The sequence below is a fragment of the Nocardia sp. NPDC052254 genome (assembly GCF_040679495.1).
Taxonomy (GTDB): Bacteria; Actinomycetota; Actinomycetes; order Mycobacteriales; family Mycobacteriaceae; genus Nocardia.
The window spans coordinates 258,053-282,278 of the sequence record NZ_JBFAUW010000002.1 but is presented as its reverse complement, the minus strand read 5'-3'; the positions used below and the strand labels follow the sequence as shown (position 1 = coordinate 282,278).

Below are 24,226 nucleotides of genomic sequence, written 5' to 3'. Positions count from 1 at the left end.
GGGCTCAGACGGGTGTGATCGTCACCGGAATGCCGTTGAACACCGCGTTGCCCGACAGCAAGTCGATGCGTGAATCATCGGTCAGGGTATTGGCATTGACTCCGGCGTGCGCTCGCGCGACCGACTGTGAACTACCCGAATGTCCCCACCCGTGCGGCAGGCTCACCACTCCGGGCATGATCTTGTCGTTGGGTTCCACCGGGACCGTGAGCTTTCCGGCCGCGGATTCGATGGCGGCCTGTTCGCCCAGTCCCAGTCGTGCCACATCGTCGGGGTGGATGTGCAGTGTGCAGGTATTGGAACCGCCGACCAGCGCGGCGACGTTGTGCATCCAGCTGTTGTTCGAGCGCAGTTGCCGCCGGCCGATCAGCACCACATCCGGTTGCGCATCGGACAGTCCGGCGACCAGGCGGGCCGTATCGTCGAGCAGCTGCTGGGGCGCGAGTTCGACCCGGCGCGATGCGGTGCGCAGTACGCCGGGCAGTCGCGGCCGCAGGGCCCCCAGATCCACGCCGTGCGGATTGTCCAGCAGGACTTGGAGGTTCATTCCGTCCGGGGCGACCTCGACCGGTTCCCGGTCCGGATTCCACTCACCGTACGGGCCCAGCCGCAGCATCATGTCGATGCGCTGTTCGGTGCTGTTCGCGCCGATCAGCTCCCCGCGGCGGGCGTCGAGCCCGGCCTTGTGCAGGGTGCCCGCGATGATCAGCTCGTCCACCGCGGCCACCGGATCCGACTCCGGCTGGGGCTGCCCCGACAGCGAAAGTGCCAGGCGAGTGAGAATTTCGGATTCGGACGGCCGATCGTCGGCCGGCGGCAGCACCGGCGGTGAATAGCGCGCGTAGTTGTGCACCGCGAACTGCAGCAGCGCGAAATCGTAGTGCGGGGCCTGCAACGACCGCGGCGGCGGCAGGATCACATCGGCGTGCCGGGTGGTTTCGTTGAGGTAGCGATCCACGCTGACCATGAACTCCAGCCCCGCCAGCGCATCACCGAGCCTGGCTCCCGCCGGTGCCGACAGCACCGGATTCCCGGCGACGGTGACCAGCATCCGCACCTGCCCCTCGCCCGGGGTGATGATCTCGTCGGCGAGCGTGGCGATCGGGAATTCGCCCATGGCCTCGGGTAATTCGCGTACCCGGCTGTTCCAGCGGCCGAGCCGGAAGGGCCGGGTTCGCACGATGCCGAGCGCGGCGGCGGTGGCGAACATGGCCCCGCCGGGCCGGTCCAGATTGCCGGTGAGCGCGTTGATCACGTCGACCAGCCACTGGGTGAGCGTGCCGAATTCGGCGGTACATGTGCCGATGCGCGCGTACACCGCGGCACGGGGTGCCGCGGCCAGCTCCCGGGCCAGCCGCATCACCGTCGCCGCCGGAATGCCGGTGCGCGCCTGCACGGCCTCCGGGGTGAACGGGATCGCCGCCGAGCGGACCTGCTCCGCACCGTGAAAAGCGGTGCCCGAAACGATCCGATCGTCGGCCAGATCCTCGGCGAACAGCACGTGCACGATGCCGAACAGCAGATACGCATCGCTGCCGGGCCGGATGAACAGATGCTCGTCGGCGAGATCGGCGGTGCGGGTGCGGCGCGGATCGACGACGACCAACCGGCCGCCGCGTTTGCGCAGGGCCTTCAACCGTCCCGGATAATCCGGTGCCGTGCACAGTGATCCGTTGGATTCCAGCGGATTGGCGCCGAGCATCAGCAGATGATCGGTGCGATCGAGGTCGGGTACCGCGACGGTGAGCGGATCGCCGAACATCAGCCCGCTCGACACCTGCTTGGGCATCTGATCGGCGGTACTCGCCGAGAACAGATTGCGGGTGCTCAGCGCCCGGATCAGCGGCGGTACGTACAGCGCGCCGGCGACGGTGTGCGCATTCGGATTGCCGAGATACAGCGCCGCGGCCTGGCGGCCGTATTCCCCCAGTGCCGCGGGCGCGCGCTCGGCGATCAGTGCGAAGGCATCCGCCCAGCTCGCCGACCGCCAGGTGTCGGTGGCCCGGTCGCGGATGATCGGTTCGGCCAGCCGGTCGGGGTCGAAATCCAGGGCGCCCAGACTCGCGCCCTTGGGGCAGATGAAACCGCGGCTGAACGGATCGTCGCGATCACCGCGCACACGGGTCACCCGATCGTCGGCGTCGAGGGTGATCTCGAGTCCGCACACGGCCTCACACAGCGGGCAGGTGCGATATGCGGTTCGGCTATCGAGGGTGACGCTCGTCATGAATCCATCATCGCCGGAAACCGGATGCCGCGCCCGGAATCGTCGGCCGCGGCCGATGTGCGCCGGTGTCGCGGGGCTCCGGCTCATCGGCCGGATACGCGAAACCGCGAGAACCACCCTTGTGTTCTCGCGGTTTCGCGGTGTTCTCCCGCGTGTGCGGTGAGTCTGTTCAGCTGGCGATACGAGCGATCTGCGGCTTCTGGCCGGAGATCGTCGAACGCACGGCCGCGGCAATCGCGACGACCGGCGGCACCCAGCGGGCCTCGTTCGGGGCCACGCCCCAGCAAGCCTCGCCGGCCGAGAGCTGAGTGGGCGGCAACGGAATACCGGCCCCGTCGCTGTGGACGACCGCTCCCGCGGCACGCAGCGCCTCGAGCGCCCGCGTGGCCCTTTCGAGACCGGTGACCAAGTGGATCTCGCGGCGCTCGGCGCCGGGGATCTCGATCACGGGTCCGGTCAAGTTGTTGGCCCGCAGGAATCGGCGCACATCCGCGGCCAGTTCGCCGGCGACCTCGATGCCCGAAACCGTTGTATCGGTGATCAGGCAGATGCCGTTGGCCGTTTCAGCGACCGTCCATCCGCGCTGGATGTAGTCCTGCGCGGTAGCGGCCAGTGTCGCCGCCGAGACGGAAGTCGGAAACGTCGTACGCACTGTCTTCTCCATTCCCCGGGTAGATCTGGGTCCTGCGTCTGTGTTCATGGGACGTATCGGGGGTTGCTACCGACCGTGTTACAGGTTGGTCGATTTTTCTTCGGCCCCGTTGGATACGTCACACGGATGGGCGATGATGACCGACGCCTGTGACGCCCTCCAAACAATCATTCGCTCACCGTTGTGAACTTGTTACGACTACCACCTTTCCGCCCTCGGCTGTGAATCGATTGCGTTCTCCCTGTTGGTTGCCTGGTAGCTCGCTGGGAGGGCGCGGACCGCCGATGTGATCTGCGTCGCATATGGCCGGTGCGCCTGACGATTTCGCGCGATTGCCCGCTTGCGCTGTGCGGGAGAGGATTCGCGGTATGAGCGAAAATCCGCAGTTGCCCGAGGCCGAGAACGCCATCGGCGCATCCACGCGCGATGTCGCTGGGGGTGAACGGGATATGACCGAGGACGCCGCTGATCCCCCCGTCCAGCCCGCCGTACTCGGCCCCGCCCGGACCTCGCTGCGCCTGAGCTGGCGTGAATCGGCACAGCGCCGCTGGTCATCGTCCGATATCGACTCCGAGGACGAGCGACCCGAGCCCTTCGGCAGTCCGGGCGCCTTCCGTGCCTGGAGCGTGAGTGCGCTGCGGGCGCTGCTGGATGTGCAGTTCCGCACCTCGGCCACGCGCACCCTGCTGCCACTGGCCTACCTGCTCGGCCTGGCCTTCGCGATCGGCATCCCGCTGGTCCTGATCGGGGTGCTGTGGCAGTTGTCGGCGTTGCTGGGGGTGATCTTCGCGATCGTGGTCGCGGTGCCGCTGGGGGTGACCATCGCCGCGTCGGTGCGCCTGGTGCTGGAATTCCTCGTCAACGCGTCACGGCTGGCAACCCGGGTGGAGCACATCAATACGCTCGCCGACGATCTTTTCCGGGCGTTGTCCGATGTCGCGGAGCCGGTGAACCAGCTGTCGGAAGATGTTCGCGCCGTGCAGTTCTGGCGGTTCCGCAAGCGTCCGCCGCGCAAATAGCGCTGGTGTGCGGGCGGTCTGCGCCGGTGTCGGGTGCGGTTCGGTTGTGCAACAATCCGATCGAGCGTCGCGGTATCGAGTTCGGGTTTCCGCGAAGGTTTCTTCCGAGGGGGAAGTATGGCTTTACCGCAGGGGATCACCGGTTCGACGATGCCGCGGCGGCAGCTGGGACGCAGGCTTCGTGACCTGCGCAATCGCGCCCGGATGACCACTCGGGTGGCCGCACGGCGGCTGGAATGGTCGGAGGCCAAGATCTGGCGGATCGAGACCGGGCAGACCTCGCTGCGCAGTCTCGATGTGGAGGCCATGTGCAAGGTCTACGGTGCGGCCGACGGCGAAGCCGAACCGCTGGCCGCCCTGGCCCGTGAGACCAAGGCCCGGGGCTGGTGGTCGACCTACGGCGATGCCATCGGCGAGGGGTTCGACGTCTACATCGGCCTGGAGGAGGCCGCCACCGGGCTGTCGACCTTCGAGAACGAATTCGTGCCCGGCCTGCTGCAGACCGAGGACTACATGCGGGCGATGCTGGCGGCGGCGCGGCCGGCGTTGGCTCGGGTGGAGCTCGACCGGCGGGTCGAGGTGCGTCTGATGCGCCAGCAGTTGCTCACGCGTACGCCCGATCCGCTGCGGCTGACCGCGATCATCGGTGAATCGCTGCTGTGGCGCCGCATCGGCGACTCCGCTGTCACCGCTGGGCAATTGGCGCATCTGCGTCGCATGTGTGATCGCCCGAATATCGATATCCGCTTGGTGCCCACCAACTCCGGCTATCACGAGGGGATGGATTCCGGCCGGTTCGTCCTGCTGGAATTCGCCGCGCCGGCCGCGGCGGCCGACGAACCTCCGGTGGTCTACGTCGAAAACTTCGCCGGCTCGGCATATTTCGACAAGGACGATGACATCGAACGCTATCGGGCCGCCTTCGCGAACATCCGCGTGGCCTCGGTCGATGGTCGCATGGTGCTGGACGAGGCGATCGCCGCGGCCTGAGCCGGTCTCAGCGCAGGGTGCGCTGCAGGATCTCGCGATGGGTCGGGGCGGCCGCGTCGTGTACCGCTCGGCCCCGATCGGTGAGGCAGACGTAGATGGCGCGCCGATCCTCGGTGCAGAGGGTGCGGTCCACCAGGCCGTCTTTCTCCAGGCGGGCGACGGCACGTGACAGCGCGCTCTGGCTCAGATGGATGTCGCCCGCGAGATCGCTCATGCGGTAGCTGTCGCAGGAGGCGTCGACCAGGCGGTCCAGGGTTTCGAACTCGCTGAGCCCGATGTGGTGCTCGTGCTGGAGTTCCTTCTCCAGCGCGCAGGACACCGCCGCGTGGAGGGTGAGCAACTCGCGCCAGTCCTCGACCAGGGAATCGGCCCCGCCGAACTTCGATGCGGCCCCCGGGGGCACCTGCGGGCAGGAGGCCGGCGCCGCGGTGACCGTCGAGGTCTCGACATCCGCTGTCATGCCGCCATCTTAGTGCCCACGGTCTTTCCATGCAACCGCATTAAATGCTTGTGCATTAGATGCGCACGCATGTAATGTTCCGCGACATGACTTCCGCAGCAACACTTCCGGCCGCCTCGGTGGCCGATACTCGGTGGCCGATCCGGCTCTGGGGCATGCTCATCACGCTGTGCATCGTGCTGTTCCTCGACGGCCTGGACGTCTCGATGGTCGGCGTGGCGCTGCCGTCGATCGGTTCCGAACTCCATATCGACACCTCGACCCTGCAGTGGCTGGTCAGCGGTTATGTCCTCGGCTACGGCGGCCTGCTGCTGATCGGTGGTCGCACCGCGGATCTGCTGGGTCGGCGCAAGGTCTTCCTGATCGCGCTCGCCGTCTTCGCGGTCGCCTCCCTGGCCGGCGGCCTGGTCAGCTCCGGCCCGCTGCTGATCGCCACCCGTTTCGTCAAGGGCCTGGCCGCCGCCTTCACCGCGCCGACCGGCCTGTCGATCATCACCACCAACTTCGCCGAGGGGCCCGCGCGTAACAAGGCGCTGTCCATCTACACCGTGTTCGGTGCGGGCGGTTACTCCATGGGTCTGGTGTTCGGCGGCCTGATGACCGGATTCGGCTGGCGCTGGACCTTCCTGCTGCCGGTGCCGATCGCGCTGGCCGCCCTGATCGCCGCCGCCGTCCTGGTTCCGCGGGACAAGCCGGGTGATGCCGCCGAGGGCGGGCACGATCTGCTCGGTGCCCTCTTCTCCACCGCCGGCATGCTGCTGCTGGTCTACACGGTGGTTTCGGCCCCGGCCGCCGGATGGGGCTCGGCTCGCACCATCGGCTCGTTCGCCGCGGTGGTCGCGCTGTTCGTCGCGTTCGTCGCCGTGGAGAAGCGGGTCCGGCATCCGCTGGTCCGGCTGGGCATCCTGCGCAAGGCGTCGCTGGTGCGGGCCAGTCTGGTGATCATCGCGGTCGCCGGCTCGTACTTCAGCTGGCAATTCCTGGTCACCCTGTATCTGCAGGACAGTCTGGGCTGGTCGCCGCTGACCCTGGCGATGGCACTGCTGCCGGTGGGTGTGCTGGTTGCGCTGTCGTCGGTGTTCTCCGACAAGTTGGTCGACCGGTTCGGGACCGGGCCGATCATCGCGGTCACCACCGCCGTCATGGCGATCGGCTACCTGCTGTTCCTGCGGATCGACACCGCACCGTCCTATGTCGCGGTCATCCTGCCCGCGGTGCTGCTCATCGGAATCGGCTGGGTCGGCTTCCCGGCCATCAACATCCAGGCCACCAACGGCATCGATGACGACGAGCAGGGTCTGGCGGCAGGCGTGCTGCAGACCTCGATGCAGGTCGGTGCGGCAATTGTGCTGGCCATCACCACCGCGTTGATTTCCACGGGGCCGCACGGAGATTCACCGCAGGCCGTCCTCGACAGCTACCGGCCCGGCCTGATCTTCGCGGGCGTCGCCGCGATCATCGGCACCCTGATCGCGCTGACCCACTTCCTGCCCACGCGGCGCGTGCAGCAGGCGGTCGAGTCGCGGGAACCGGAACCCGAGGAACTCGCCGCGGCCTGACGGCCCGGTGTGAAAACGAATGCCACGCCCGGCGACCCACGCGCCGGGCGTGGCATTCGCGTTCGCCGGATCGGCCCGTCCGGATCAGCCCAGGCTCGCCAGCCGGGGTGCGGCGGCATCCTTCGCCGAGCGGACGAAGGTCAGCGGCCGACCGTCGGAACCCACCGTCGGCCAATCGATTCCGAGATCGGGGTCGAACGCGTCCAGATCCCGGTCGAATTCGGGGGCGTACTCCAGGGAGCAGAGGTAGGTCACCATCGAATCGTCGGCCAATGACAGCAGGGCGTGGCCGAGCCCCTCGGAGAGAAAGACCGAGCGACGCGTCACATCATCGATGACCACGCTGTCCCAGCGCCCGTAGGTGGGAGAGTCACGGCGTAGATCGACCACCACGTCCAGGAATGCGCCCCGCACGCAGGTCACGTATTTCGCTTGGCCGGGCGGATTTTCGGTGTAGTGGATACCGCGCAGCACTCCGGCCGCCGAGGTCGAGGTGTTGACCTGCAGCAGGTCCAGTGTCCGGCCGGTCGCCTTCTCGAATTCGGAGGCCTTGAACGTTTCGGCGAAGACTCCGCGATCGTCGCCGTGCAGTGCGGGCGTGAACTCCCACGCCCCCGGGATCGCCAGTTCTCTGATCCGCATGTCAGTCGTCCTGTTCGTCGCGGACCTCGTCCGCATTCGTGCCGTCGTTCTTTCCGCGGGTGAGCAGATCCATCAGATAGTGGCCGTATCCTGAGCGCACCAGTGGTTCGGCCAGCCGGGACAGCTGTTCGTCGTCGATGAAGCCCATTCGCCACGCCACCTCCTCGGGCGCGCCGATCTTGAGGCCCTGGCGTTCCTCGATGGTCCGCACGTAATTCGCGGCGTCCAGCAGGGAATCGAAGGTTCCGGTATCGAGCCACGCGGTGCCGCGTGCGAGGGTCTCCACTCGCAACCGGCCCTGTTCCAGATAGGTCCGGTTGATATCGGTGATCTCGTATTCACCGCGTGCGGACGGCCGCAGCCCCCGGGCGATCTCGACGACATCGTTGTCGTAGAAATACAGTCCCGGCACGGCGTAGTTCGATCGCGGCGACTTCGGCTTCTCCTCGATGGAAACAGCCTTGCCCCTGACGAATTCGATGACTCCGTAGGCCGTGGGATCCGAGACCCGGTAGGCGAAGACCGTGCCGCCGTCCAATCCGTCGAAGCGGCGCAGCCGGGTGCCGAGTCCGGGGCCGTGGAAAATGTTGTCGCCGAGCACCAGTGCCGCGCAGTCGGTGCCGATGTGATCGGCGCCGAGCACGAACGCGCGGGCCAGCCCATCGGGTTCGGGCTGCACCACGTAGTCGATCGACATGCCGAACTGGGTACCGTCACCGAGCAGCCGGCGGAACGCACCGGCATCCTCGGGAGTGGTGATCACCAGCACGTCGCGAATACCCGCCAGCATGAGGGTCGACAGCGGGTAGTAGACCATCGGCTTGTCGTACACCGGGACCAGCTGCTTGCTCACCCCGCGCGTGATCGGGTGCAACCGGGAACCGGTGCCACCGGCCAGAATGATTCCGCGCATGTATGGCAATCCTGCCAGCTGCCGCCCGCCCGGGCTCGGCGAGGTTCCGACTCGACCGCGAAACGATCACGGTGGTTTCAATTCGTCACGGTCGGGCGATCAAGTATTGCGTAGGTTACATATCCGTGGTGTTCTGAAATGCCACTGGGTGAGATGTCAGCGCCGACATCTCGGCTACCCGCACCGCTGGTAGCCCGGTGCCTCGGCGCGCCGAGACGGCAGGCAGGTGCGCTATGACGGCGATTCCGATCGGCGAGGCCGAATTCCAGCCAGGGCTCGAGCCCGGCGTTGTCGTGAATCCGGAGGGCCTGAGCCTGCATTCACAGGCCGTGCTGCTGACCTGCCGAAGTCTGGTCGGGCCGTTCATCCGGCGCTATCCGATCACTCCGATGACCATGCCGGTGGCCAGGGTGATGGTCGACCGCTTGGCGGCCCTGCGCCCGCGTGCCCAGGGAGTGGAACGCGAACAGGTCCGGATGAGTGGATTCCGTATGGAGATCATCCGGCCGGCCGGAGCCCGGCGCTCGCTGCGTGACGGCGCGGTGATGTACATGCACGGCGGCGGATTCTTCCTGTGCGGATTGGATTCGCATCGGCCGGTGGCTGCCAGTCTGGCGCGTCGCACCGGCCTGCCCGTGGTCAATGTCGACTATCGGCAGCTGCCCGGAACATCGATCGCCGGATCGGTGGAAGACTGCCTGACCGCATATCGCTGGCTGCTGCGCCACGGTGCGGATCCGGCGCGCATCGTCTTCGCCGGGGATTCCGCCGGTGGGTTCCTGAGCTTCGCGACGGCCCTGCGGGCGGCGCAGGCCGGGCTGCCGGCACCGGCCGGTCTGGTCGGGTTGTCGCCGTTGCTGGATTTGGACTACCGGCTCAAGGGCGAATACGTGAACGCCGGTCGCGACGCCTACATCCCGATGTCGGCCGTGCGGTCGATGGTGCGCTACGGCGCCGAGGCCGAACAGTCGCTGGATCCCGCTCTCTCACCGGTCAACGGATCGCTGACGGGGCTGCCGCCGGCCCTGCTGATCGTCGGTGAGGACGAATTACTGCGCTACGACTGCGAATTGATGGCTCGTCGGCTCACCGCCGCCGGGGTGCCGAACGCGCTGGAGTTGTGGCGCGGTCAGGTGCACGCCTTCATGAGCATTCTGCCGGGTATGCCGGAGAGCCGCGCCGCGCTGGCCCGGGTGGCGCGTTTCGTGCGGGCGCGGGTCGAGGCCGGGGCCACCGCCCGGACCGCGTGAACACCTGGAAACGGAAGTGACCCGCCCCCACCGACGGGTGGGGGCGGGTCGCTCCATCGAATTCCGGGGCCGGTCCGCTCCGGGGTTGTGACGGGCAACCCGCGGAGTTGTGCGGCCTGGGGAACTACTTGGCCGGGGCCGGGGGGTTGAACGGGGCGTTGACCGTCGCGAAGTACTGGATCGCGGCACCGATGGCGACCGGAGCCGTCACGAAGATCTGACCGGCCAGCACACCCAGGAAGCCGACGACCGAGGCACCGGCGACACAGCCGCCGAGCGGGCCGGCGCCGAACAGGGTCAGCAGCGCACCGGTCGCGACGGCACCGAGGGCAGCGCCCGCGACACAGCCGATGACCGCGCCACCGATACCACCGGCCAGGGTGCCGATGGTGGCGCCGGTGGCGATGGTGTCCTTCAGCCGGGTGAAGGCGGCGACCTCACGGTCGTAGGGGGTCTTCCACGGCGCGCTGTCCTCGAAGGGCAGGGCGACGGGCTTGTAGACCGCGTGCTGCAGGTCGAACTGCGGGGTCAGGGTGGCGGTGTTACCGGCGATGTCGGCGGCGATCGGGAACTCGAAGTCGTCGACCCGGAAGTTCAGGGGGGTGCCGGCGAGCACGGCGCCGTTGGCGGCCTTGATCTTGAATACACCGTCCTCGACATCCATCGAGCCGCCGTCGGTCTTGACGACCGCCTTGTCGTTGTCGACGACACTGGCCTTGTAGTAGACGCTGTCGGCAGCGGCGGGCGCGGCCGGGTCGGCCGAAGCGGTACCGGCGGCCACACCGATCGCGGCAACCAGCATGGCGGCCGTCGCGACGAATTTCCTCATCATCATTTTTGCGGAACCTCGACAGAGAGTGGTTCTGGGACAAGAGAAATAAAAAGGGATGCCAGCTAACGAGCGGTGAACCTGTTGTGTCCGTTCATTCAAATTCTGTTCACCGTCGGGTTCTTGCTCCTCGTCGGGTTGTGGAAACATGCAGTGTGCGTAGTGTTTTCAGATTTTCCGGAAATTAGAACAAATCGGACATTCGACATTTAATGTGATAGACATCACATTCGATCGAGGGGTGGACGTGACCCGATGGTGATTTTCGTCCCGTACCCGCGGGCGCGTTAAAGTGGCGACCGTGCGATTGCTCGTAACCGGCGGAGCCGGATTCATCGGCGCGAACTTCGTTCATCAGACCGTGGCGGACCGGCCCGACGTCCAAGTCACCGTCCTCGACGCGCTCACCTACGCCGGTAATCGGGACTCGCTGGCGCCGATCGCCGACCGCATCGAGTTCGTGCACGGCGATATCGCCGATTCCGGACTGGTCGATCGGCTGGTCGCCGGCGCCGACGCGGTGGTGCATTTCGCGGCCGAATCCCACAACGACAATTCACTGGCCCGCCCGTTTCCATTCGTGCAGACCAATATCGTCGGCACGTACACGCTGCTGGAATCGGTGCGGAAATACGATGTGCGGTATCACCACATCTCGACCGACGAGGTGTACGGCGATCTCGCGGCCGACGATCCCGCATTCACCGAGAGCACGCCATACCAGCCCTCCAGTCCCTATTCGGCCACCAAGGCGTCCAGCGATCTGCTGGTCCGGGCCTGGACGCGCTCGTTCGGTGTGCGGTCGACGATCTCGAACTGCAGCAATAATTACGGTCCGTATCAGCATGTGGAGAAATTCATTCCGCGCCAGATCACCAATCTGATCGACGGCGTGCGGCCGCGGCTCTACGGTGCGGGCCACCAGATCAGGGACTGGATCCACGTCACCGATCACAACCGCGCCGTCTGGGACATTCTCGACCGCGGCCGGATCGGGCAGACCTACCTGATCGGTGCCGAGGGTGAACTCGACAACCGCTCCGTGGTCGAGTTGCTGCTGACCGAATTCGGCAGGGCACCCGACGATTTCGATCATGTCACCGATCGCCCCGGACACGATCAGCGCTACGCCATCGACGCCACCCTGCTGCGCACCGAACTGGGCTGGCGGCCGCGGTACGGCGACTTCCGGGCCGGACTGGCCGCCACCATCGCCTGGTATCGCGAGAACGAGGCGTGGTGGCGGCCGCAGAAGGACCACACCGAGCGCGCCTACGTGGCCGCCGGTGAGAAGGTGCTCTAACCCCAGATCAGCACGTTGTACTTGATCGCGGCCGCGGACAGGGCGATCACGGTGGCGACCACCACGGTGATCGCCGGGCCGCGCACGGGGGTGATGCCGCGGGAATTGCTCAGCCGCAACGGCATCCACCGCAGCACGACCGCGAGTCCGGTGATGGCCAGCGGGACGAAGTAGCGGCCCTGTACGCCGTCGATCATCCAGTAGCCGACCGGCGTGAACGACATGTACAGCGTCACGTAGATCATGGCCACACTCGCCAGCACGGTCAGCGCGATGATCCAGGTGCGCAACCGATCTCCGGTCAGCCGATCCGCTATTCCCGCGCTCACGGCCAGCGCCAGCAGGCAGGCGAGCATGGACAGCGCGGGGACATCGATGTAGGCGAAGCCCAGTTCCCCGAAGAACTGATTGAACCAGCGCTCGTCGCGGAACCAGATGCTGTCGCCGAAGGTGTTCAGGAAATGCACCGGGTCGGAGAGGATTCCGTGCAACTGATCGCCCGGCCGCACCGAATGCCATTCCGCGGGCTTGCGCATCAGGCCCATACCGTCACCGGTGGGCGCCGCGATCTTCATCCAGACCGCGAACAACGCCGCACCCAGCGCCGCGAAACACCAGGGCAGCCAGCGCAGGATCCGGCCGAATCCGTACTGCCGCGCGGGAATCAGCACCACGAGCATGGCGAGGATGACGTAGGTCGGCTTGCTCAGTGGCAGCGCCAGGGTTGCCGCCAGTGCCGCGACGACCTCGGCCCGCGACAGCTTCGCATCGAGGAACACGCCCTTGACCACCAGGCAGGAGACCAGAACCGCCAGGGCGTTGGTGACGGTGTCGGCGGTGACCGTACCGGCCTGGAACAGCGCGATCGGCAGCACCGCCACCGTGAACGCCAGCCACTGGATCCGGAAGCCGCGCAGGGCACGCAAGGCGAAGGCCACGATGATCAGATAGGCGAGCAGGCCGGCCAGCCGGGTCACCAGGACGGTGTCACCGACATCGAGACCGATCGCCTCGGCCAGTCGAATACCCACGGCCGCAGGTACATACGGCACCGGCGAATAGGCCGCGGTATTGGTGAACCACATCTGCTTGGTGGCCGAAGTGGTCACCGGCGCCGAACCCAGGCGGCGGTAGGCCTCCTCGTCCGCGGCCAGCGGTGCCGGCTCGGCCGGATGCTGGTTGTAGTCGGTGAAGGCGTAGCTCATCATCCCGTCGATGCTCAACGGGATCTGTCCGCCGTAGGAGATACCGCGGTCGTCGGTGATCCGCTCGGGGGTGAAGCCGCCGTGCGCGACCTGATAGGAGCGGCCGAACTGGGTTATCTCGTCATGTCCCCAGAACGGCGGGGTGATGGCGGCGAAAACGATGCCGAAGACACCGGCGACCACCACGAAGGCCGCGGCGGCGAAGCCGAGGTGGCCTCCGATGCCGCGCCACAGGCGCTGGAGCGCGCCGGGTGTCTCGGTATCGGCCGAATCGCCGTCGGCGGCCGCGTCCGCCGATTCGGTGCTCGCGGTATCGGGTGCGGTGGACTTCTCGGGCCGCTCGGCCGCCGCGCCGGCGCCCGAGTCGTCGGCTGCCGGCTTCCCGGCGTCCTCGGCCTCCTTGTCGGCCTGGGTGGTCATCGGCGCGCCTGCTCGGCGGCTTCGTCCACCTCGGCGCCCACGGCCGAATATCGCAGGTACATCAGCCGGGCCGCCTCGTGCCGGGACCGGCGGATACCGTCCAGGATCAGCCCGGCGGTCCACGCCAGACTGCCGAGCAGCAACAGGGTGAATGCGAGGAACAGGGTGGGGAACCGCGGTACCGAGTGGATCTCGTAGAACTGGATGATGATCGGCACCGTCAGAATGACCGAGATCAGCCAGGCCACCGTGCCGAACAAGCCGTAGAACGCGACCGGGCGTTCGTGCCGAGCCAGGCCGAAGATCAGTCCGAGGATCTTGAAACCGTCGTGGTACGTGCGCAGTTTGGATTCACTGCCCTCCGGACGATCGCGGAATCCCACCCGGACCGAGGTCTGTGGTACCCGAAGGTGCAGAGTGTGCACGGTCAATTCGGTTTCGATCTCGAATTCGCGCGACACCGCGGGGAAACTCTTCACGAATCGGCGGGAGAAAACTCGATAGCCCGAGAGCATGTCCTCGACGTTCTCGCCGAACACCTTGCCGACCACGCCGTTCAGAACGCGGTTTCCGGACTCGTGTCCCGCGCGGTACGCCTGTGCGCCCTCGTCCTGCTTGCGTACGCCCAGGACGTGGTCGTAGGGGCCCGACACCAGCGCCTCGATCATCTTCGGGGCGGCGAAGGCGTCGTAGGTGTCGTCGCCGTCGATCATGAGATAGGCGTCGGCCTCGATATCGGCGAATGCGCGCCGGACCACGTTGCCCTTGCCCTTGACGGTCTCGGTGCGCACGATCGCACCGGCCTCTCTGGCGCGTTCGGCGGTGGCATCCGTACTGCGGTTGTCGTAGACGTAGACGACGATGCCCGGCACGGCAGCCTTGAGGTCCGTGACCACCTTGGCGACCGCGGCCTCCTCGTTGTGGCAGGGCACGATTGCGGCAATGCGAAGTTCGGTGGGGTTCACCCCGTCAATCCCTCATTTGATCGGCCGATGAAATACGGAACACCGGGAGGGTACAGGCCGCCATCCGGTGCCCGCCCGCTAACCCTCACTGTGTCGGCTGCGCGGGCGGTACCGGTACGGGGTGCGGTACCGTCGCCGGGTGGCCAGCAGTGAGACGGCGACCGAATCGGTCGATCGAACCGGCGATACCTGGCGGCGCAAGGCGATAACCGCGTTACGTCAGGGTGCGGCTTTTCTGGTGGTGGGTGCCATCGGATTTCTGGTCGATGCCGGGACCTACAATCTGCTCGTCTTCTGGGGTGGCCACGGTGTGATGTTCCAGCAGCCACTGGCGGCGAAGATCATCGCGATTCTGGTGGCCACCGTGGTCACCTATTTCGGCAACAAATGGTGGACGTTCGCGCACAAGAAGGGTGGCAGCCCGGGCCGCGAATATCTGCTGTACGCGTTGTTCAACGTGGTTGCCATCGGCTTACAGCTGGGGTGTCTCGGATTCTCCCGATATGTACTGCATCTGTCCTCCCCGCTGTCGGACAACATCTCCGGCACGGTGATCGGGCAGATCGTGGCGGTGATATTCCGCTATTGGGCCTATGACACTTTCGTCTTCGCCGAGTCACGCTCGGGCGACGATGTGCGGAACAACCGCACCGAGTCGGACCCCGCCGCGTGAGATGGACATAATGGTTATTGCTCGCACCGAGCTCGCACTTGACCGCGCCCGCGCCGGAACCGGCGCCATCGGACACTGTTTACGAGGGAATCCACCATGGATCAGTCGGCTGGCCAGGCCGTGACCGCAATCGAGAACGACCGGCGCGACGCCGAACCCACACCCGATATCGAGCCGATCGTGCATCGTGCGCCCGGCCGGCTGGTCCTGGCCCGCGGTATCTTCACCGGCCCCGCGCCCAAGATCAGCGATGAGCTGTACGCGGTGGTCAAGGGCAAATCGCACCGGGAGCGGATGTCGCTGCGGCTGGAGAAGGGCGCGCACGCCCACACCAACACCTATTTCGGCCGGTTCGCGGCCAGCTACTGGCAGCGCTGGACCACGGTCACCGAGGTCGAGGTCTCCCTGCGGGTCGCGGTCGGTGATCGGGCCCGCGTCCGGCTGGCCGCCTCCGACATCGCGGGTCATCGCCGGATCATCGATTCCGCCGATGTCGATTCCGACGGTGTGGTCGTGCTGCGAGCGCCGCTGGATCAATACGTCGACGGTGGTTCGCTGTGGCTCGAATTCGATGCTGTCGGAGGCGAACTCGCGATCAGTGAGCTGGCGTGGACGGCTCCGGCCCCGGAGCGGATTCGGCCCGTCGCCATCGCGATCTGCACATTCAACCGCGCCGAGGACTGCGCGCACACCATCGCGGCGCTGGCCTCCGACGGCGAGGTCCTGAACGCGCTCGACCGGGTCTACGTGGTCGATCAGGGCACCGACCTGGTCTCCGACCGGGAGCTGTTCCAGCAGACCGAGCCGCGTTTCGGCGACAAGTTGCGTTATATCCGGCAGCCGAACCTCGGTGGTGCGGGCGGCTTCACACGCGGGCTCTACGAGGTCTCGGCCGAGGACAGCTTCTCCGGCGCCGAGCACGCCGATGTGATCCTGATGGACGACGACATCCTGTGTGAACCGGAAACGGTGTTGCGGCTCAACGCATTCGCCAATCTCACCGTGGAACCGACCCTGGTCGGCGCGCAGATGCTGTTCCTGCTCAACCCGGACTATCTCAATGTCGGCGCCGAGGAAGTGCATCTGCACGAGTTGCGGCACGGCCAGAAGGTGCCCAAGGCGTTGCGCAACACGAGCATGCTCAAGCGCAACCAGGAGCGGCGCGTCGACGCCGGATACAACGCGTGGTGGACCTGCCTGATCCCGGCCGAGGTGATCGCCCGGATCGGTCTGCCGATGCCGATCTTCTTCCAGTGGGACGATGTCGAATACGGCGTCCGGGCCCGCGAGGCCGGTTTCGTGACCGTGACGCTGCCCAATGCCGCCGTCTGGCACGCCGACTTCTATTGGAAGGACTTCGACGACTGGGCGCGCTACTTCAGCATGCGCAATTCGCTCATCGTCAGCTCGATACACGCCGATCTGGATCCGAAAGCGGTGACCCGCAAGCTGTTCCGTGAGATCGCGGAATATCTGGTCGGAATGCAGTACGGCCTCGCGCACACCACGCTGCAGGGCATCGAGGACTTCCTGCAGGGGCCGAAGGTGCTGGCCGACGGCGGAATCGACGCGCTGGCCGCCGCCCGGACCAGCCGCGGCGACTACGGCGAGACCAAGAAGCACCCCGCCGCGACCGCCCCGGTCCGGCAGTCCGACATCCAGATGCGCCGTGCCGGTGGCGAGCCCAGTCGCCCGCTGCTGGTGCTGGTGAAGCGCGCCATCGCGCAATGGACCGGGCGCACCCAGCACGGCGTCGTGGGTGTCACCCGCGAGGATGCGCACTGGTGGCATCTCGCCCTGTTCGACCATGTCGTGGTGACCGACGCCTCCCAGTCCGGGGTGCGAATCCGGCAGCGGGACAAGGAGAAGGCTCGCGCTCTGCTGCTGCGTACCTGGCGGGTACTGCGCCGGCTGCGGCGTGATCTGCCGAAGGTGAGCGGACAGTACCGGGCCGCGCAATCCGATCTGATCAGCCGGGAGAACTGGGCCCGCCTGTACGGGATCTGAGCCGGATGTCGATCGGGCGGTACGGACTGTCGTCCGTACCGCCCGTATCCGTTGTCTACAGGAACAGATCCGTACTCAGCGGGCCGTCGCCGGGTACGACACGGTACTTGTCCAGATCGGTGATCCCGTGTGCGGCAAGGACATCGTCATCGATGAAGAAGTTGCCGGAGGTGTCCTTCGCGGACGAGGTGAGGACCAGATACGCGGCATCGGCGTAGATGTCGGGGGTACGCGAGGTCTGCACCATCTCCTCGCCGCCGAGCAGATTGCGGACCGCGGCGGTGGCGATGGTGGTGCGCGGCCACAGCGAGTTGACGCCGATTCCGTACTTGCGCAGTTCCTCGGCCAAACCCAGTGTGGTCAGCGACATTCCGTACTTGGCGATGGTGTAGCCCAGTGAGCTGCCCGCCCATTTCGGATCGAGGTTCAGCGGCGGCGACAGGGTCAGGATGTGTGGATTGCGCCCCGCCTGCGCGGATTCCCGCAGCGCCGGAATGCTGGTCTTGGACAGCAGGAAACTGCCGCGGCAGTTGATGTCCTGCATGAGGTCGTACTTCTTCATCGACAGCGTTTCGGTGGGCGACAGGTCGATGGCCGAGGCGTTGTTGACGACGATGTCGATCCCACCGAATCGGTCCACGGTCTGCGCGACCGCCGTGGCAACACCCTCGTCGTCGCGCACGTCGCCGACGAATTTCAGGACCTGCCCACCGGCGGCCTCGAGTTCGGCGGCCGCGGTGTGGATCGTGCCCGGCAGTTTCGGATGCGGCTGATCGGTCTTGGCGATGAGCGTGATGTTCGCACCGTCCGCGGCGGCTCGTTTGGCGATCTCGAGGCCGATGCCACGGCTGCCGCCCGACATGATCATGGTGCGGCCGGCCAGCGGTTTCCCGGCTTCGGTCATAATCCCTGCTCCCATCTGTGCGACCACCCCGGCTCCATGATCGGCGATCGGAACGGTGCCGGGTGTGGAACTACCCGAATTGCACAGTAGGCGAGACCCGCCAGACTATGCAACGGGTTGCATAGTCTGGCGGGTCGATGGCGACGAGGATCACGTTCGATCCCGGCGCCGATGGATGTGGCCGGTGCACGAGCAGTCGACGTTGGTATCCGCCCGTGGGCAGTGGGCGCGCGCGAGTTCGGTGGATGTCGCGATGACACACGCACTGCGATCCGATTCATCGGGATCACACGGGCCGGGACCCAGCCGGTATCGATCAGGCCGGTGTACGCGGCGGAAGAATTGGCGTCTCGCCGCGGGAATTTCCCTCGCCGGGCACCGAAGCCCGCGAGGGGATCAGTACCTGGGGAGGAGTGTGGAAATACCTGCGGCCGAACTCTTCTCGGCCAGCTGCCGGGTTCCGGTCGTGACGAATCGGTTATCGATGTACCGATGGTCGTTCACGTATTTCCACCTCCTCGACCCTTACCGATGTGTCGCCTCGGCGACCTGTGTCGCGTTCGCGACGGAATGAATACACCATGACAGCCCGGTCAACGGGCCGCAAGGCATTATTTTCGCGGGACCACCCGGTCAGATGGTGCAGGCGAGCAGCAACTGGAGCAGGATCAGTACGCCGACGACGCCCAGGCAAACATAGGAAACGACCGCCCCGGGCGCGGTCTGCGGTACCGGGCCGATCGCGCCGTTGATGAACGCGATGGCCGGCGACTTGTAGTACACGTGGGTGGTGTGCCCCTCGGCCACCGGCACCGTGATCTCGGCCGGGCCCATATCCCACAGCCACTTCGTGGCGATCCGCACATGATGCTGGCCCGGGCCCACCGGAACGTGGGTCTGCCCCCACTTCGCCATCGGTACCTCCATACCGTTGACGATGATCTTCGGGCCGGTCAGCGCGAGCATGAAACCCAGCGGGAAATACGACGCGTCGACCACGATGCCCTGCGGTCCCGGCTGTGGCTGGAACTGCGGTCCGTAGGCCCCGTACTGGCCCTGCGGCGCACCGTAGCCGACCGGCGCGCCACCCATCGGCGGCTGGCCCGGATACGGTTGTCCGCCATACGGATTGGCGGGTGGCTGCGGTGGCTGTGCACCCCAGCCCGGTTGGGAGGCGCTGTGTGGTTGCACGGGATGTGGTTGTGAACCGGCGTGCGGCTGCGCGGGCGGATAGCCCGGTGTGGCAACGGCCCCGTTACCCCCATACGGCGGTGGCGCACCGTACGGCGCGCCACCCTGCGGCGGTTGTGGTGCTCCGGGATAAGGCTGTGGCCCACTGGGTTGAAATGGTTGCCCATAGGGTGGCTGCCCACCGTAGGGGTTACTCACAGCCGAACCTCCTGATGTGAAATGCGCTGATCTAACCGGGTTTACGGAACTGCTCACGGCGCCCCAGACGCCGCAGTCGCAACCATTCTCGCAGACCGGCCGGATCTTTTTGCTGCACAAGGAAGAACCAGGAGAACCGCGCCCATTCCTGGGGCAGGAGTTTGCGCATCCCGGGCTGCGCCATCAAATAGCCACGGTTGCGATAGGTGAAATAACGTTTGACCGGATCGTCCGGATATTGGGTGTGCATCCGCCCGCCCAGAATCGGCTTGAATTCCGCCGAACCGTTCGGATGCAGATAGGCCGTCTGCAAACAGGTTCCGAACGGCAGCCCCGAACGGACCAACCGCCGATGTACCTCGACCTCGTCACCGCGCACGAACAGGCGCAGATCCGGAACGCCGATCACCTCGAGCGCCTCGGCGGATATCAAGGCGCCGTTGAACAGTGACGCGATACCGGGCAGGAAATCCTCGTCGCCGAGTTCGGAACGCAGCCGCCGCCACACCACACCGCGGCGCAGTGGAAATGCCAGCCGGTCCGGATCGTCGATATCGGCGACCACCGGCGAGACCTCCGAAAGGCCGTGCCGCTGCGCGCAATCGAGCAATTTCTCCAGCACGTCGGGGCCTTCGGGCCGGCCGTCGTCATCGGCCAGCCAGACCCAATCCGCGCCCATGGTCAGCGCGTGCAACATGCCCAGGGCGAAACCGCCCGCACCGCCGAGATTGTGTTCCGAACCCAGATAGGTGGATTCGATGGGCTGCTGCTTCACCAGTTCGCCGACATCGGACTCGTTCCCGTTGTCGATGACGATCAGATGATCGATCGGGCGGGTCTGGGAAGCCAGCACTTTCAGCGACTCGCTCAACAGTTCGCGGCGTTTGTGGGTCACGACCACCGCGATGATCCGGGCCGTTCCGCTGTCCGCGGGCGAGGCCGTCTGATCGACCATGTGCGTGTTCACGTCCTTCGGGTCTGCCGCCGTATCCGTTCCGCTCATGCGGATTTCTGCTCGAGTGCCAGCTCGCGCAGAATCTGCGCCACGTGGTCGCCGGCCTCCGGCCCCTCGTAGGCGCGCACCACATCCTCGATGTCACCCTGCATCCGCAGGGCGCCGTGGTCGATCCACATGGCGGTGTCACACAATTGGGCCAGGAATTCGTTGGAATGGCTGCAGAACACCAGAATTCCGGAGCGCGCCACAAGATCGCGCAGCCGATGGCGGGCCTTCTTCATGAATTCCGCATCGACCGCGCCGATCCCCTCGTCCAACAGCAGGATCTCGGGATCGATCGAGGTGACCACGCCCATCGCGAGCCGCACCCGCATGCCGGTCGAGTAGGTGCGCAGCGGCATGTTCAGGTACTCACCGAGTTCGGTGAAATCGGCGATCTCGTCGACCTTCGCCAGCATCTGCTTGCGGGTCTGCCCGAGGAACAGGCCACGAATGATGATGTTCTCGTATCCGGAGATCTCCGGATCCATTCCGACGCCGAGATCGAACACCGGCGCCACCCGCCCGCGCACCTGTGCGGTGCCGCGGGTCGGCTCGTAGATACCCGACAGCAGTCGCAGCAGTGTCGATTTACCGGCGCCGTTGTGGCCGACCAGGCCGACCCGGTCACCCTCCTTGAGTGACAGGGTGATGTCGCGCAATGCCTCGACCACCACCACATCGGACTGATTACGTCCGATGGAGCCGCCGGCCTTACCGAGGAACGCCTTCTTCAGCGACCGTGACTTGGCGTCGAAAATGGGAAACTCGACCCACGCGTCGCGGGTTTCGATGCTTACTCCGGTCATATCGCCCTTTACACCCAGTACGGGACGCGGGAACGGTATTGCTTCAACGCCAGAATCGCCAGCGCCCAGCCGATCACGGTGATCACACCCACCACCAGCCAGGACCGGGCGTGCACCACATCACCGAGCAACGGGGCGCGCACGATCTCCAGGTAGTGGTAGGTCGGATTCAACTCGACGAGTTTCGCCCGCTCGCTGACCGCGCCGCCCTGATCGTGCAGCGATTTGGTGGTCCACATGACCGGCGTCAGCACGAACAGCATCAACGTCATACTGCCGAGGATCGGGGCGATGTCGCGATAGCGCGTGGACAGGATGCCGAACACGATCGATATCCACGCCGAATTCAGGAACAGCAGTGCGATCGCGGGGACGGCGAGTACGACCGACCAGTCCAGATGCTTCCAGACGCTGAAGGCCAGCAACATCACCAGATAGATGACGATGTTGTGGGCAAAGAACAGGAATTGCCGCCAGACCAGTCGATAGACGTGCACGCTCAACGCCGAAGGCAGCTGTTTGATCAGCCCCTCGTTGGCGATGAACACATCCGAACCCTCGAGGATGCTGGCGTTGATCACGTTCCAGACGATCAGGCCGATCGTCACGTACGGCAGATAGGTCCACAGATCCTGATTCAGGATCGCGGCATACAGAATGCCCATCGCGGCGGCTTGGACGCCGGTGGCGATGGTGATCCAGAACGGTCCGATCACCGAGCGCCGATAGCGTTGCTTGATGTCCTGCCAGCCGAGCGACAACCACAACTCGCGCTGAGAGAATCCCTCGCGGAGGTCTTTGAACGCCCGCGGGAACGTTTGCGAATCCGACATCAGGGGCACCGTGGCGTCGGCCGGGCTGTGTTCGGCTGTCGCCGAATCGGCAGGGGCAGCTGCTGGCACAGTGCACGACTGTAGCGCAGAACAAATCCCCGCCGGTGGGGGCCGGGGGACATCGTGTTCAGAGGTACTGACCGCCCCCGGTGACCGAACCACCCTGACCACCGTCGCGCGGGACCTGCACACCCGGCGGCAGGGCGTGGCGCATCTGCTCGAGCTGGGCGCGGGCGGCCATCTGCTGGGCGAACAGCGCCGTCTGGATGCCGTGGAACAGGCCCTCCAGCCAGCCGACCAGCTGGGCCTGCGCGATCCGCAGCTCGGCATCGGAGGGGATCGAATCCTCGCCGAAGGGCAGCGCCAGGCGTTCGAGTTCATCGCGCAGCTCGGGGGACAGGCCCTGTTCCAGCTCGTGCACGGAGGTCTTGTGGATCTCCTTGAGCCGGGTCCGGCTGGCATCGTCGAGCGGTGCCGCCCGCACCTCCTCGAGCAACTGTTTGATCATGGTGCCGATGCGCATCACCTTCGCGGGCTGCTCGACCAAGTCGGCCAGCGATTCCTCGCCGCCGGTCTGCTCACCCTCGGCCCCGGTGCCGCCGTCGCCGACCACCTGTCCGGCGAACGGCGCCTCGCCCTGGGCGCCCGCCGGAATCACCAGCGGCCGTCCTTCGGGCCCGATCACCACGATGGAATCCGGTGCTCCGTCCGATTGCGTCATGGCATCCATGATGTCTGGTCTCGGCGCGCAGCGCTAAGTGAACGGTGCATCGCCCTGGTCGGAGAGCGGGTGCCCAACCGGGGTATGCCGTCCGGTTTCGCGCGGAAGTATTCTGTGGCGGTTCTCATCAGCCTCGAGTGTTGTTCGGTTTGGGAAAGTCGGGTGCCATGTCGCGTGATATTGCATTCGGTCGGCGCACGGTTCCGCCGACTCGCCTGCTGCCCTTAGAGTGGCCAGCATGACTTACGACGTCGCGAGGGTTCGGGGGTTGATACCGTCCCTGGGCGACGGCTGGATCCATCTGGACCCACAGGCAGGAATGCTGGTCCCGGATTCGGTATCGCGCGCCGTGTCAACGGGTTTCCGGACATCTGCTTTCTCGCACACGAATCGTCATGGCGCCGCGCGCCGCAGTGGTGCGATTCTGGATGCCGCCCGCGAAGCGGTCGCCGATCTCGTCGGCGGCGATCCGGCCGGTGTGGTTCTCGGACCGGACCGGGCGGTACTGCTGGCCTGGCTGGCCGAATCGCTGAGTTCGCGGCTCGGGCTGGGCACCGGCATCGTGCTGTCGCGACTGGACGACGAGGCGAATGTGGCGCCCTGGCTGCGCATCGCCAATCGTTACGGCGCCCACGTGCGCTGGGCCGAGGTGGAAATCGAGACCTGTGAGATGCCGGCCTGGCAGTTCGAGGAACTGATCGGCCCCACCGCTCGACTGGTGGCGGTGACCGCGGCCTCGCCGATCGTCGGATCGGCGCCCTCGGTCCGGGTGGCCGCGGATCGCGTGCACGAGGTGGGCGGGTTGATGGTCGCCGACTGTTTCGGTGCCGCGCCCTACGCGCTGATCGACATCGATGAGCTCAATGCCGATGTCATCGCGTTGTCCGCGCCCGCCTGGGGTGGTCCGCAGATCGGCGCGCTGGTCTTCCGCGACCCGGCGTTCCTGGACCGCATCCCGTCGATGTCGCTGAATCCGTATGCCAAGGGGGCCGAGCGGCTCGAGGTCGGCGGTCACCAGTACGCGCTGCTGGCCGGGTTGACGACCTCGATCGACTATCTCGCCGGGCTCGACGAACAGGCCGCCGGCACCCGCCGCGAGCGGCTCGAAGTGTCGATCACCTCGCTGCAGGACTATCACGACCAGCTGTTCGAGCATCTGATGGAGGTGCTCGAACATGTCCCGGATCTGACCGTGATCGGGCGTGCTTCCACCCGCATCCCGACGGTGAGCTTCACCATCGCCGGGCTGCAGGCCGAGAAGATCTCCGCCGAACTCGCCGACCACCGCATCGGCACCATCAGCGGTGTGCACGGCGGCAGCCGCCTGCTCGACGCGCTGGGTGTCAACGACGAGGGCGGCGCCGTCACCATCGGGCTGGCGCCGTACACGACGAAATTCGAGATCGAACAGCTGGGCCGTGCGCTGAACTCGCTGGAGAAGTAGCTCGCGGGAGCAGCG

The 24,226-nt window shown here is 66.2% G+C and carries 22 protein-coding genes; 8 read left to right on the top strand and 14 right to left on the bottom strand.

Translation table 11 applies throughout. The features are described from left to right. Positions 1–4: 4 nt before the first annotated feature. Together AB0L57_RS06295 and AB0L57_RS06290 are read right to left on the bottom strand one after the other, a co-directional pair. Positions 5–2,227, bottom strand: coding sequence for a molybdopterin-dependent oxidoreductase (locus AB0L57_RS06295; RefSeq protein WP_364958048.1), 2,223 nt, complete (start codon positions 2,225–2,227; stop codon positions 5–7). Positions 2,228–2,396: 169 nt separating this feature from the next. Next, positions 2,397–2,879 (bottom strand): hypothetical protein, encoded by a 483-nt coding sequence (locus AB0L57_RS06290; protein ID WP_364958046.1) that lies wholly within the window; start codon positions 2,877–2,879, stop codon positions 2,397–2,399. A gap of 368 nt (positions 2,880–3,247) precedes the next feature. Here AB0L57_RS06290 and AB0L57_RS06285 point away from each other — a divergent pair, with 368 nt between their 5' ends. Then, positions 3,248–3,898, top strand: coding sequence for a DUF4282 domain-containing protein (locus AB0L57_RS06285; protein WP_364958043.1), 651 nt, complete (start codon positions 3,248–3,250; stop codon positions 3,896–3,898). A 117-nt stretch (positions 3,899–4,015) separates the two neighbouring features. Then, positions 4,016–4,888: a helix-turn-helix transcriptional regulator gene (locus tag AB0L57_RS06280; RefSeq protein ID WP_364958040.1), complete on the top strand. Its 873-nt coding sequence runs from the start codon at positions 4,016–4,018 to the stop codon at positions 4,886–4,888. Positions 4,889–4,895: 7 nt separating this feature from the next. On the opposite strand, the gene AB0L57_RS06275 is transcribed toward AB0L57_RS06280, so the two are convergent. Beyond that, positions 4,896–5,348, bottom strand: a complete 453-nt coding sequence (locus tag AB0L57_RS06275) for a MarR family transcriptional regulator (RefSeq protein ID WP_364958037.1) — start codon at positions 5,346–5,348, stop codon at positions 4,896–4,898. 86 nt (positions 5,349–5,434) lie between these two features. Between AB0L57_RS06275 and AB0L57_RS06270 the strand changes: the two genes are divergently transcribed. Beyond that, complete coding sequence (locus AB0L57_RS06270; RefSeq protein WP_364958035.1) at positions 5,435–6,907, top strand: MFS transporter; 1,473 nt, start codon at positions 5,435–5,437, stop codon at positions 6,905–6,907. Between the two features lie 84 nt (positions 6,908–6,991). Here AB0L57_RS06270 and rfbC read toward each other — a convergent pair whose 3' ends face one another. Both rfbC and rfbA read right to left on the bottom strand, forming a co-directional pair. Then, a complete protein-coding gene (rfbC, locus tag AB0L57_RS06265) occupies positions 6,992–7,549 on the bottom strand; it encodes a dTDP-4-dehydrorhamnose 3,5-epimerase (protein ID WP_364958033.1) in 558 nt (185 codons plus the stop codon). Position 7,550: 1 nt separating this feature from the next. Next, positions 7,551–8,462, bottom strand: coding sequence for a glucose-1-phosphate thymidylyltransferase RfbA (gene rfbA / locus AB0L57_RS06260; RefSeq protein WP_364958030.1), 912 nt, complete (start codon positions 8,460–8,462; stop codon positions 7,551–7,553). Positions 8,463–8,695: 233 nt separating this feature from the next. Between rfbA and AB0L57_RS06255 the strand changes: the two genes are divergently transcribed. Next, the gene (locus AB0L57_RS06255; protein WP_364958027.1) at positions 8,696–9,712 is read left to right on the top strand and encodes an alpha/beta hydrolase; all 1,017 of its coding nucleotides are present in this window, start codon (positions 8,696–8,698) and stop codon (positions 9,710–9,712) included. 124 nt (positions 9,713–9,836) lie between these two features. Here the strand turns inward: AB0L57_RS06255 and AB0L57_RS06250 are convergent, their stop codons facing one another. Next, positions 9,837–10,547, bottom strand: coding sequence for a hypothetical protein (locus AB0L57_RS06250; protein WP_364958024.1), 711 nt, complete (start codon positions 10,545–10,547; stop codon positions 9,837–9,839). Between the two features lie 295 nt (positions 10,548–10,842). On the opposite strand from AB0L57_RS06250, the gene rfbB reads away from it, so the two are divergent. Beyond that, positions 10,843–11,844, top strand: a complete 1,002-nt coding sequence (gene rfbB / locus AB0L57_RS06245; RefSeq protein ID WP_364958021.1) for a dTDP-glucose 4,6-dehydratase — start codon at positions 10,843–10,845, stop codon at positions 11,842–11,844. Here the strand turns inward: rfbB and AB0L57_RS06240 are convergent. Next, positions 11,841–13,469, bottom strand: coding sequence for a DUF2142 domain-containing protein (locus AB0L57_RS06240; protein ID WP_364958018.1), 1,629 nt, complete (start codon positions 13,467–13,469; stop codon positions 11,841–11,843). The genes rfbB and AB0L57_RS06240 overlap by 4 nt on opposite strands. Beyond that, positions 13,466–14,434 carry a glycosyltransferase gene (locus AB0L57_RS06235; protein ID WP_364958015.1) on the bottom strand — a complete coding sequence of 323 codons (969 nt, stop codon included), beginning with the start codon at positions 14,432–14,434 and terminating at the stop codon, positions 13,466–13,468. Before AB0L57_RS06235 ends, AB0L57_RS06240 begins: the two co-directional genes overlap by 4 nt. 139 nt (positions 14,435–14,573) lie before the next feature. On the opposite strand from AB0L57_RS06235, the gene AB0L57_RS06230 reads away from it, so the two are divergent. Then, complete coding sequence (locus tag AB0L57_RS06230) at positions 14,574–15,107, top strand: GtrA family protein (protein WP_364958012.1); 534 nt, start codon at positions 14,574–14,576, stop codon at positions 15,105–15,107. Positions 15,108–15,203: 96 nt separating this feature from the next. Then, the gene (locus AB0L57_RS06225; protein WP_364958009.1) at positions 15,204–17,114 is read left to right on the top strand and encodes a glycosyltransferase; all 1,911 of its coding nucleotides are present in this window, start codon (positions 15,204–15,206) and stop codon (positions 17,112–17,114) included. A 55-nt stretch (positions 17,115–17,169) separates the two neighbouring features. Here AB0L57_RS06225 and AB0L57_RS06220 read toward each other — a convergent pair whose 3' ends face one another. The 6 genes from AB0L57_RS06220 to AB0L57_RS06195 form a co-directional block, all read right to left on the bottom strand. After that, entirely contained in the window at positions 17,170–18,018 is an 849-nt protein-coding gene (locus AB0L57_RS06220) for an NAD(P)-dependent oxidoreductase (protein ID WP_364958006.1), read from the bottom strand. Positions 18,019–18,651: 633 nt separating this feature from the next. Next, entirely contained in the window at positions 18,652–19,209 is a 558-nt protein-coding gene (locus AB0L57_RS06215) for a hypothetical protein (protein WP_364958004.1), read from the bottom strand. 229 nt (positions 19,210–19,438) lie between these two features. After that, positions 19,439–20,362, bottom strand: a complete 924-nt coding sequence (locus AB0L57_RS06210; protein WP_364959271.1) for a glycosyltransferase family 2 protein — start codon at positions 20,360–20,362, stop codon at positions 19,439–19,441. Positions 20,363–20,406: 44 nt separating this feature from the next. Next, on the bottom strand, positions 20,407–21,213 hold the full coding sequence (locus AB0L57_RS06205) for an ABC transporter ATP-binding protein (protein WP_364958001.1): 807 nt from the start codon (positions 21,211–21,213) through the stop codon (positions 20,407–20,409). An 8-nt stretch (positions 21,214–21,221) separates the two neighbouring features. Further along, positions 21,222–22,046, bottom strand: coding sequence for an ABC transporter permease (locus AB0L57_RS06200; RefSeq protein WP_364959269.1), 825 nt, complete (start codon positions 22,044–22,046; stop codon positions 21,222–21,224). 127 nt (positions 22,047–22,173) lie between these two features. Next, positions 22,174–22,767: a bacterial proteasome activator family protein gene (locus tag AB0L57_RS06195; protein ID WP_364957998.1), complete on the bottom strand. Its 594-nt coding sequence runs from the start codon at positions 22,765–22,767 to the stop codon at positions 22,174–22,176. Between the two features lie 238 nt (positions 22,768–23,005). Between AB0L57_RS06195 and AB0L57_RS06190 the strand changes: the two genes are divergently transcribed. Further along, positions 23,006–24,211, top strand: coding sequence for a cysteine desulfurase-like protein (locus AB0L57_RS06190; protein WP_364957995.1), 1,206 nt, complete (start codon positions 23,006–23,008; stop codon positions 24,209–24,211). Positions 24,212–24,226: the final 15 nt, after the last annotated feature.

Coding starts and splice junctions, on each gene's coding strand:
- AB0L57_RS06295 (WP_364958048.1), bottom strand. CDS start 2,227: ATGACGAGCGTCACCCTCGATAGCCGAACCGCATATCGCACCTGCCCG.
- AB0L57_RS06285 (WP_364958043.1), top strand. CDS start 3,248: ATGAGCGAAAATCCGCAGTTGCCCGAGGCCGAGAACGCCATCGGCGCA.
- AB0L57_RS06280 (WP_364958040.1), top strand. CDS start 4,016: ATGGCTTTACCGCAGGGGATCACCGGTTCGACGATGCCGCGGCGGCAG.
- AB0L57_RS06275 (WP_364958037.1), bottom strand. CDS start 5,348: ATGACAGCGGATGTCGAGACCTCGACGGTCACCGCGGCGCCGGCCTCC.
- AB0L57_RS06270 (WP_364958035.1), top strand. CDS start 5,435: ATGACTTCCGCAGCAACACTTCCGGCCGCCTCGGTGGCCGATACTCGG.
- rfbC (WP_364958033.1), bottom strand. CDS start 7,549: ATGCGGATCAGAGAACTGGCGATCCCGGGGGCGTGGGAGTTCACGCCC.
- rfbA (WP_364958030.1), bottom strand. CDS start 8,462: ATGCGCGGAATCATTCTGGCCGGTGGCACCGGTTCCCGGTTGCACCCG.
- AB0L57_RS06255 (WP_364958027.1), top strand. CDS start 8,696: ATGACGGCGATTCCGATCGGCGAGGCCGAATTCCAGCCAGGGCTCGAG.
- AB0L57_RS06250 (WP_364958024.1), bottom strand. CDS start 10,547: ATGATGATGAGGAAATTCGTCGCGACGGCCGCCATGCTGGTTGCCGCG.
- AB0L57_RS06240 (WP_364958018.1), bottom strand. CDS start 13,469: ATGACCACCCAGGCCGACAAGGAGGCCGAGGACGCCGGGAAGCCGGCA.
- AB0L57_RS06225 (WP_364958009.1), top strand. CDS start 15,204: ATGGATCAGTCGGCTGGCCAGGCCGTGACCGCAATCGAGAACGACCGG.
- AB0L57_RS06220 (WP_364958006.1), bottom strand. CDS start 18,018: ATGACCGAAGCCGGGAAACCGCTGGCCGGCCGCACCATGATCATGTCG.
- AB0L57_RS06210 (WP_364959271.1), bottom strand. CDS start 20,362: ATGGTCGATCAGACGGCCTCGCCCGCGGACAGCGGAACGGCCCGGATC.
- AB0L57_RS06205 (WP_364958001.1), bottom strand. CDS start 21,213: ATGACCGGAGTAAGCATCGAAACCCGCGACGCGTGGGTCGAGTTTCCC.
- AB0L57_RS06200 (WP_364959269.1), bottom strand. CDS start 22,046: ATGTCGGATTCGCAAACGTTCCCGCGGGCGTTCAAAGACCTCCGCGAG.
- AB0L57_RS06195 (WP_364957998.1), bottom strand. CDS start 22,767: ATGACGCAATCGGACGGAGCACCGGATTCCATCGTGGTGATCGGGCCC.
- AB0L57_RS06190 (WP_364957995.1), top strand. CDS start 23,006: ATGACTTACGACGTCGCGAGGGTTCGGGGGTTGATACCGTCCCTGGGC.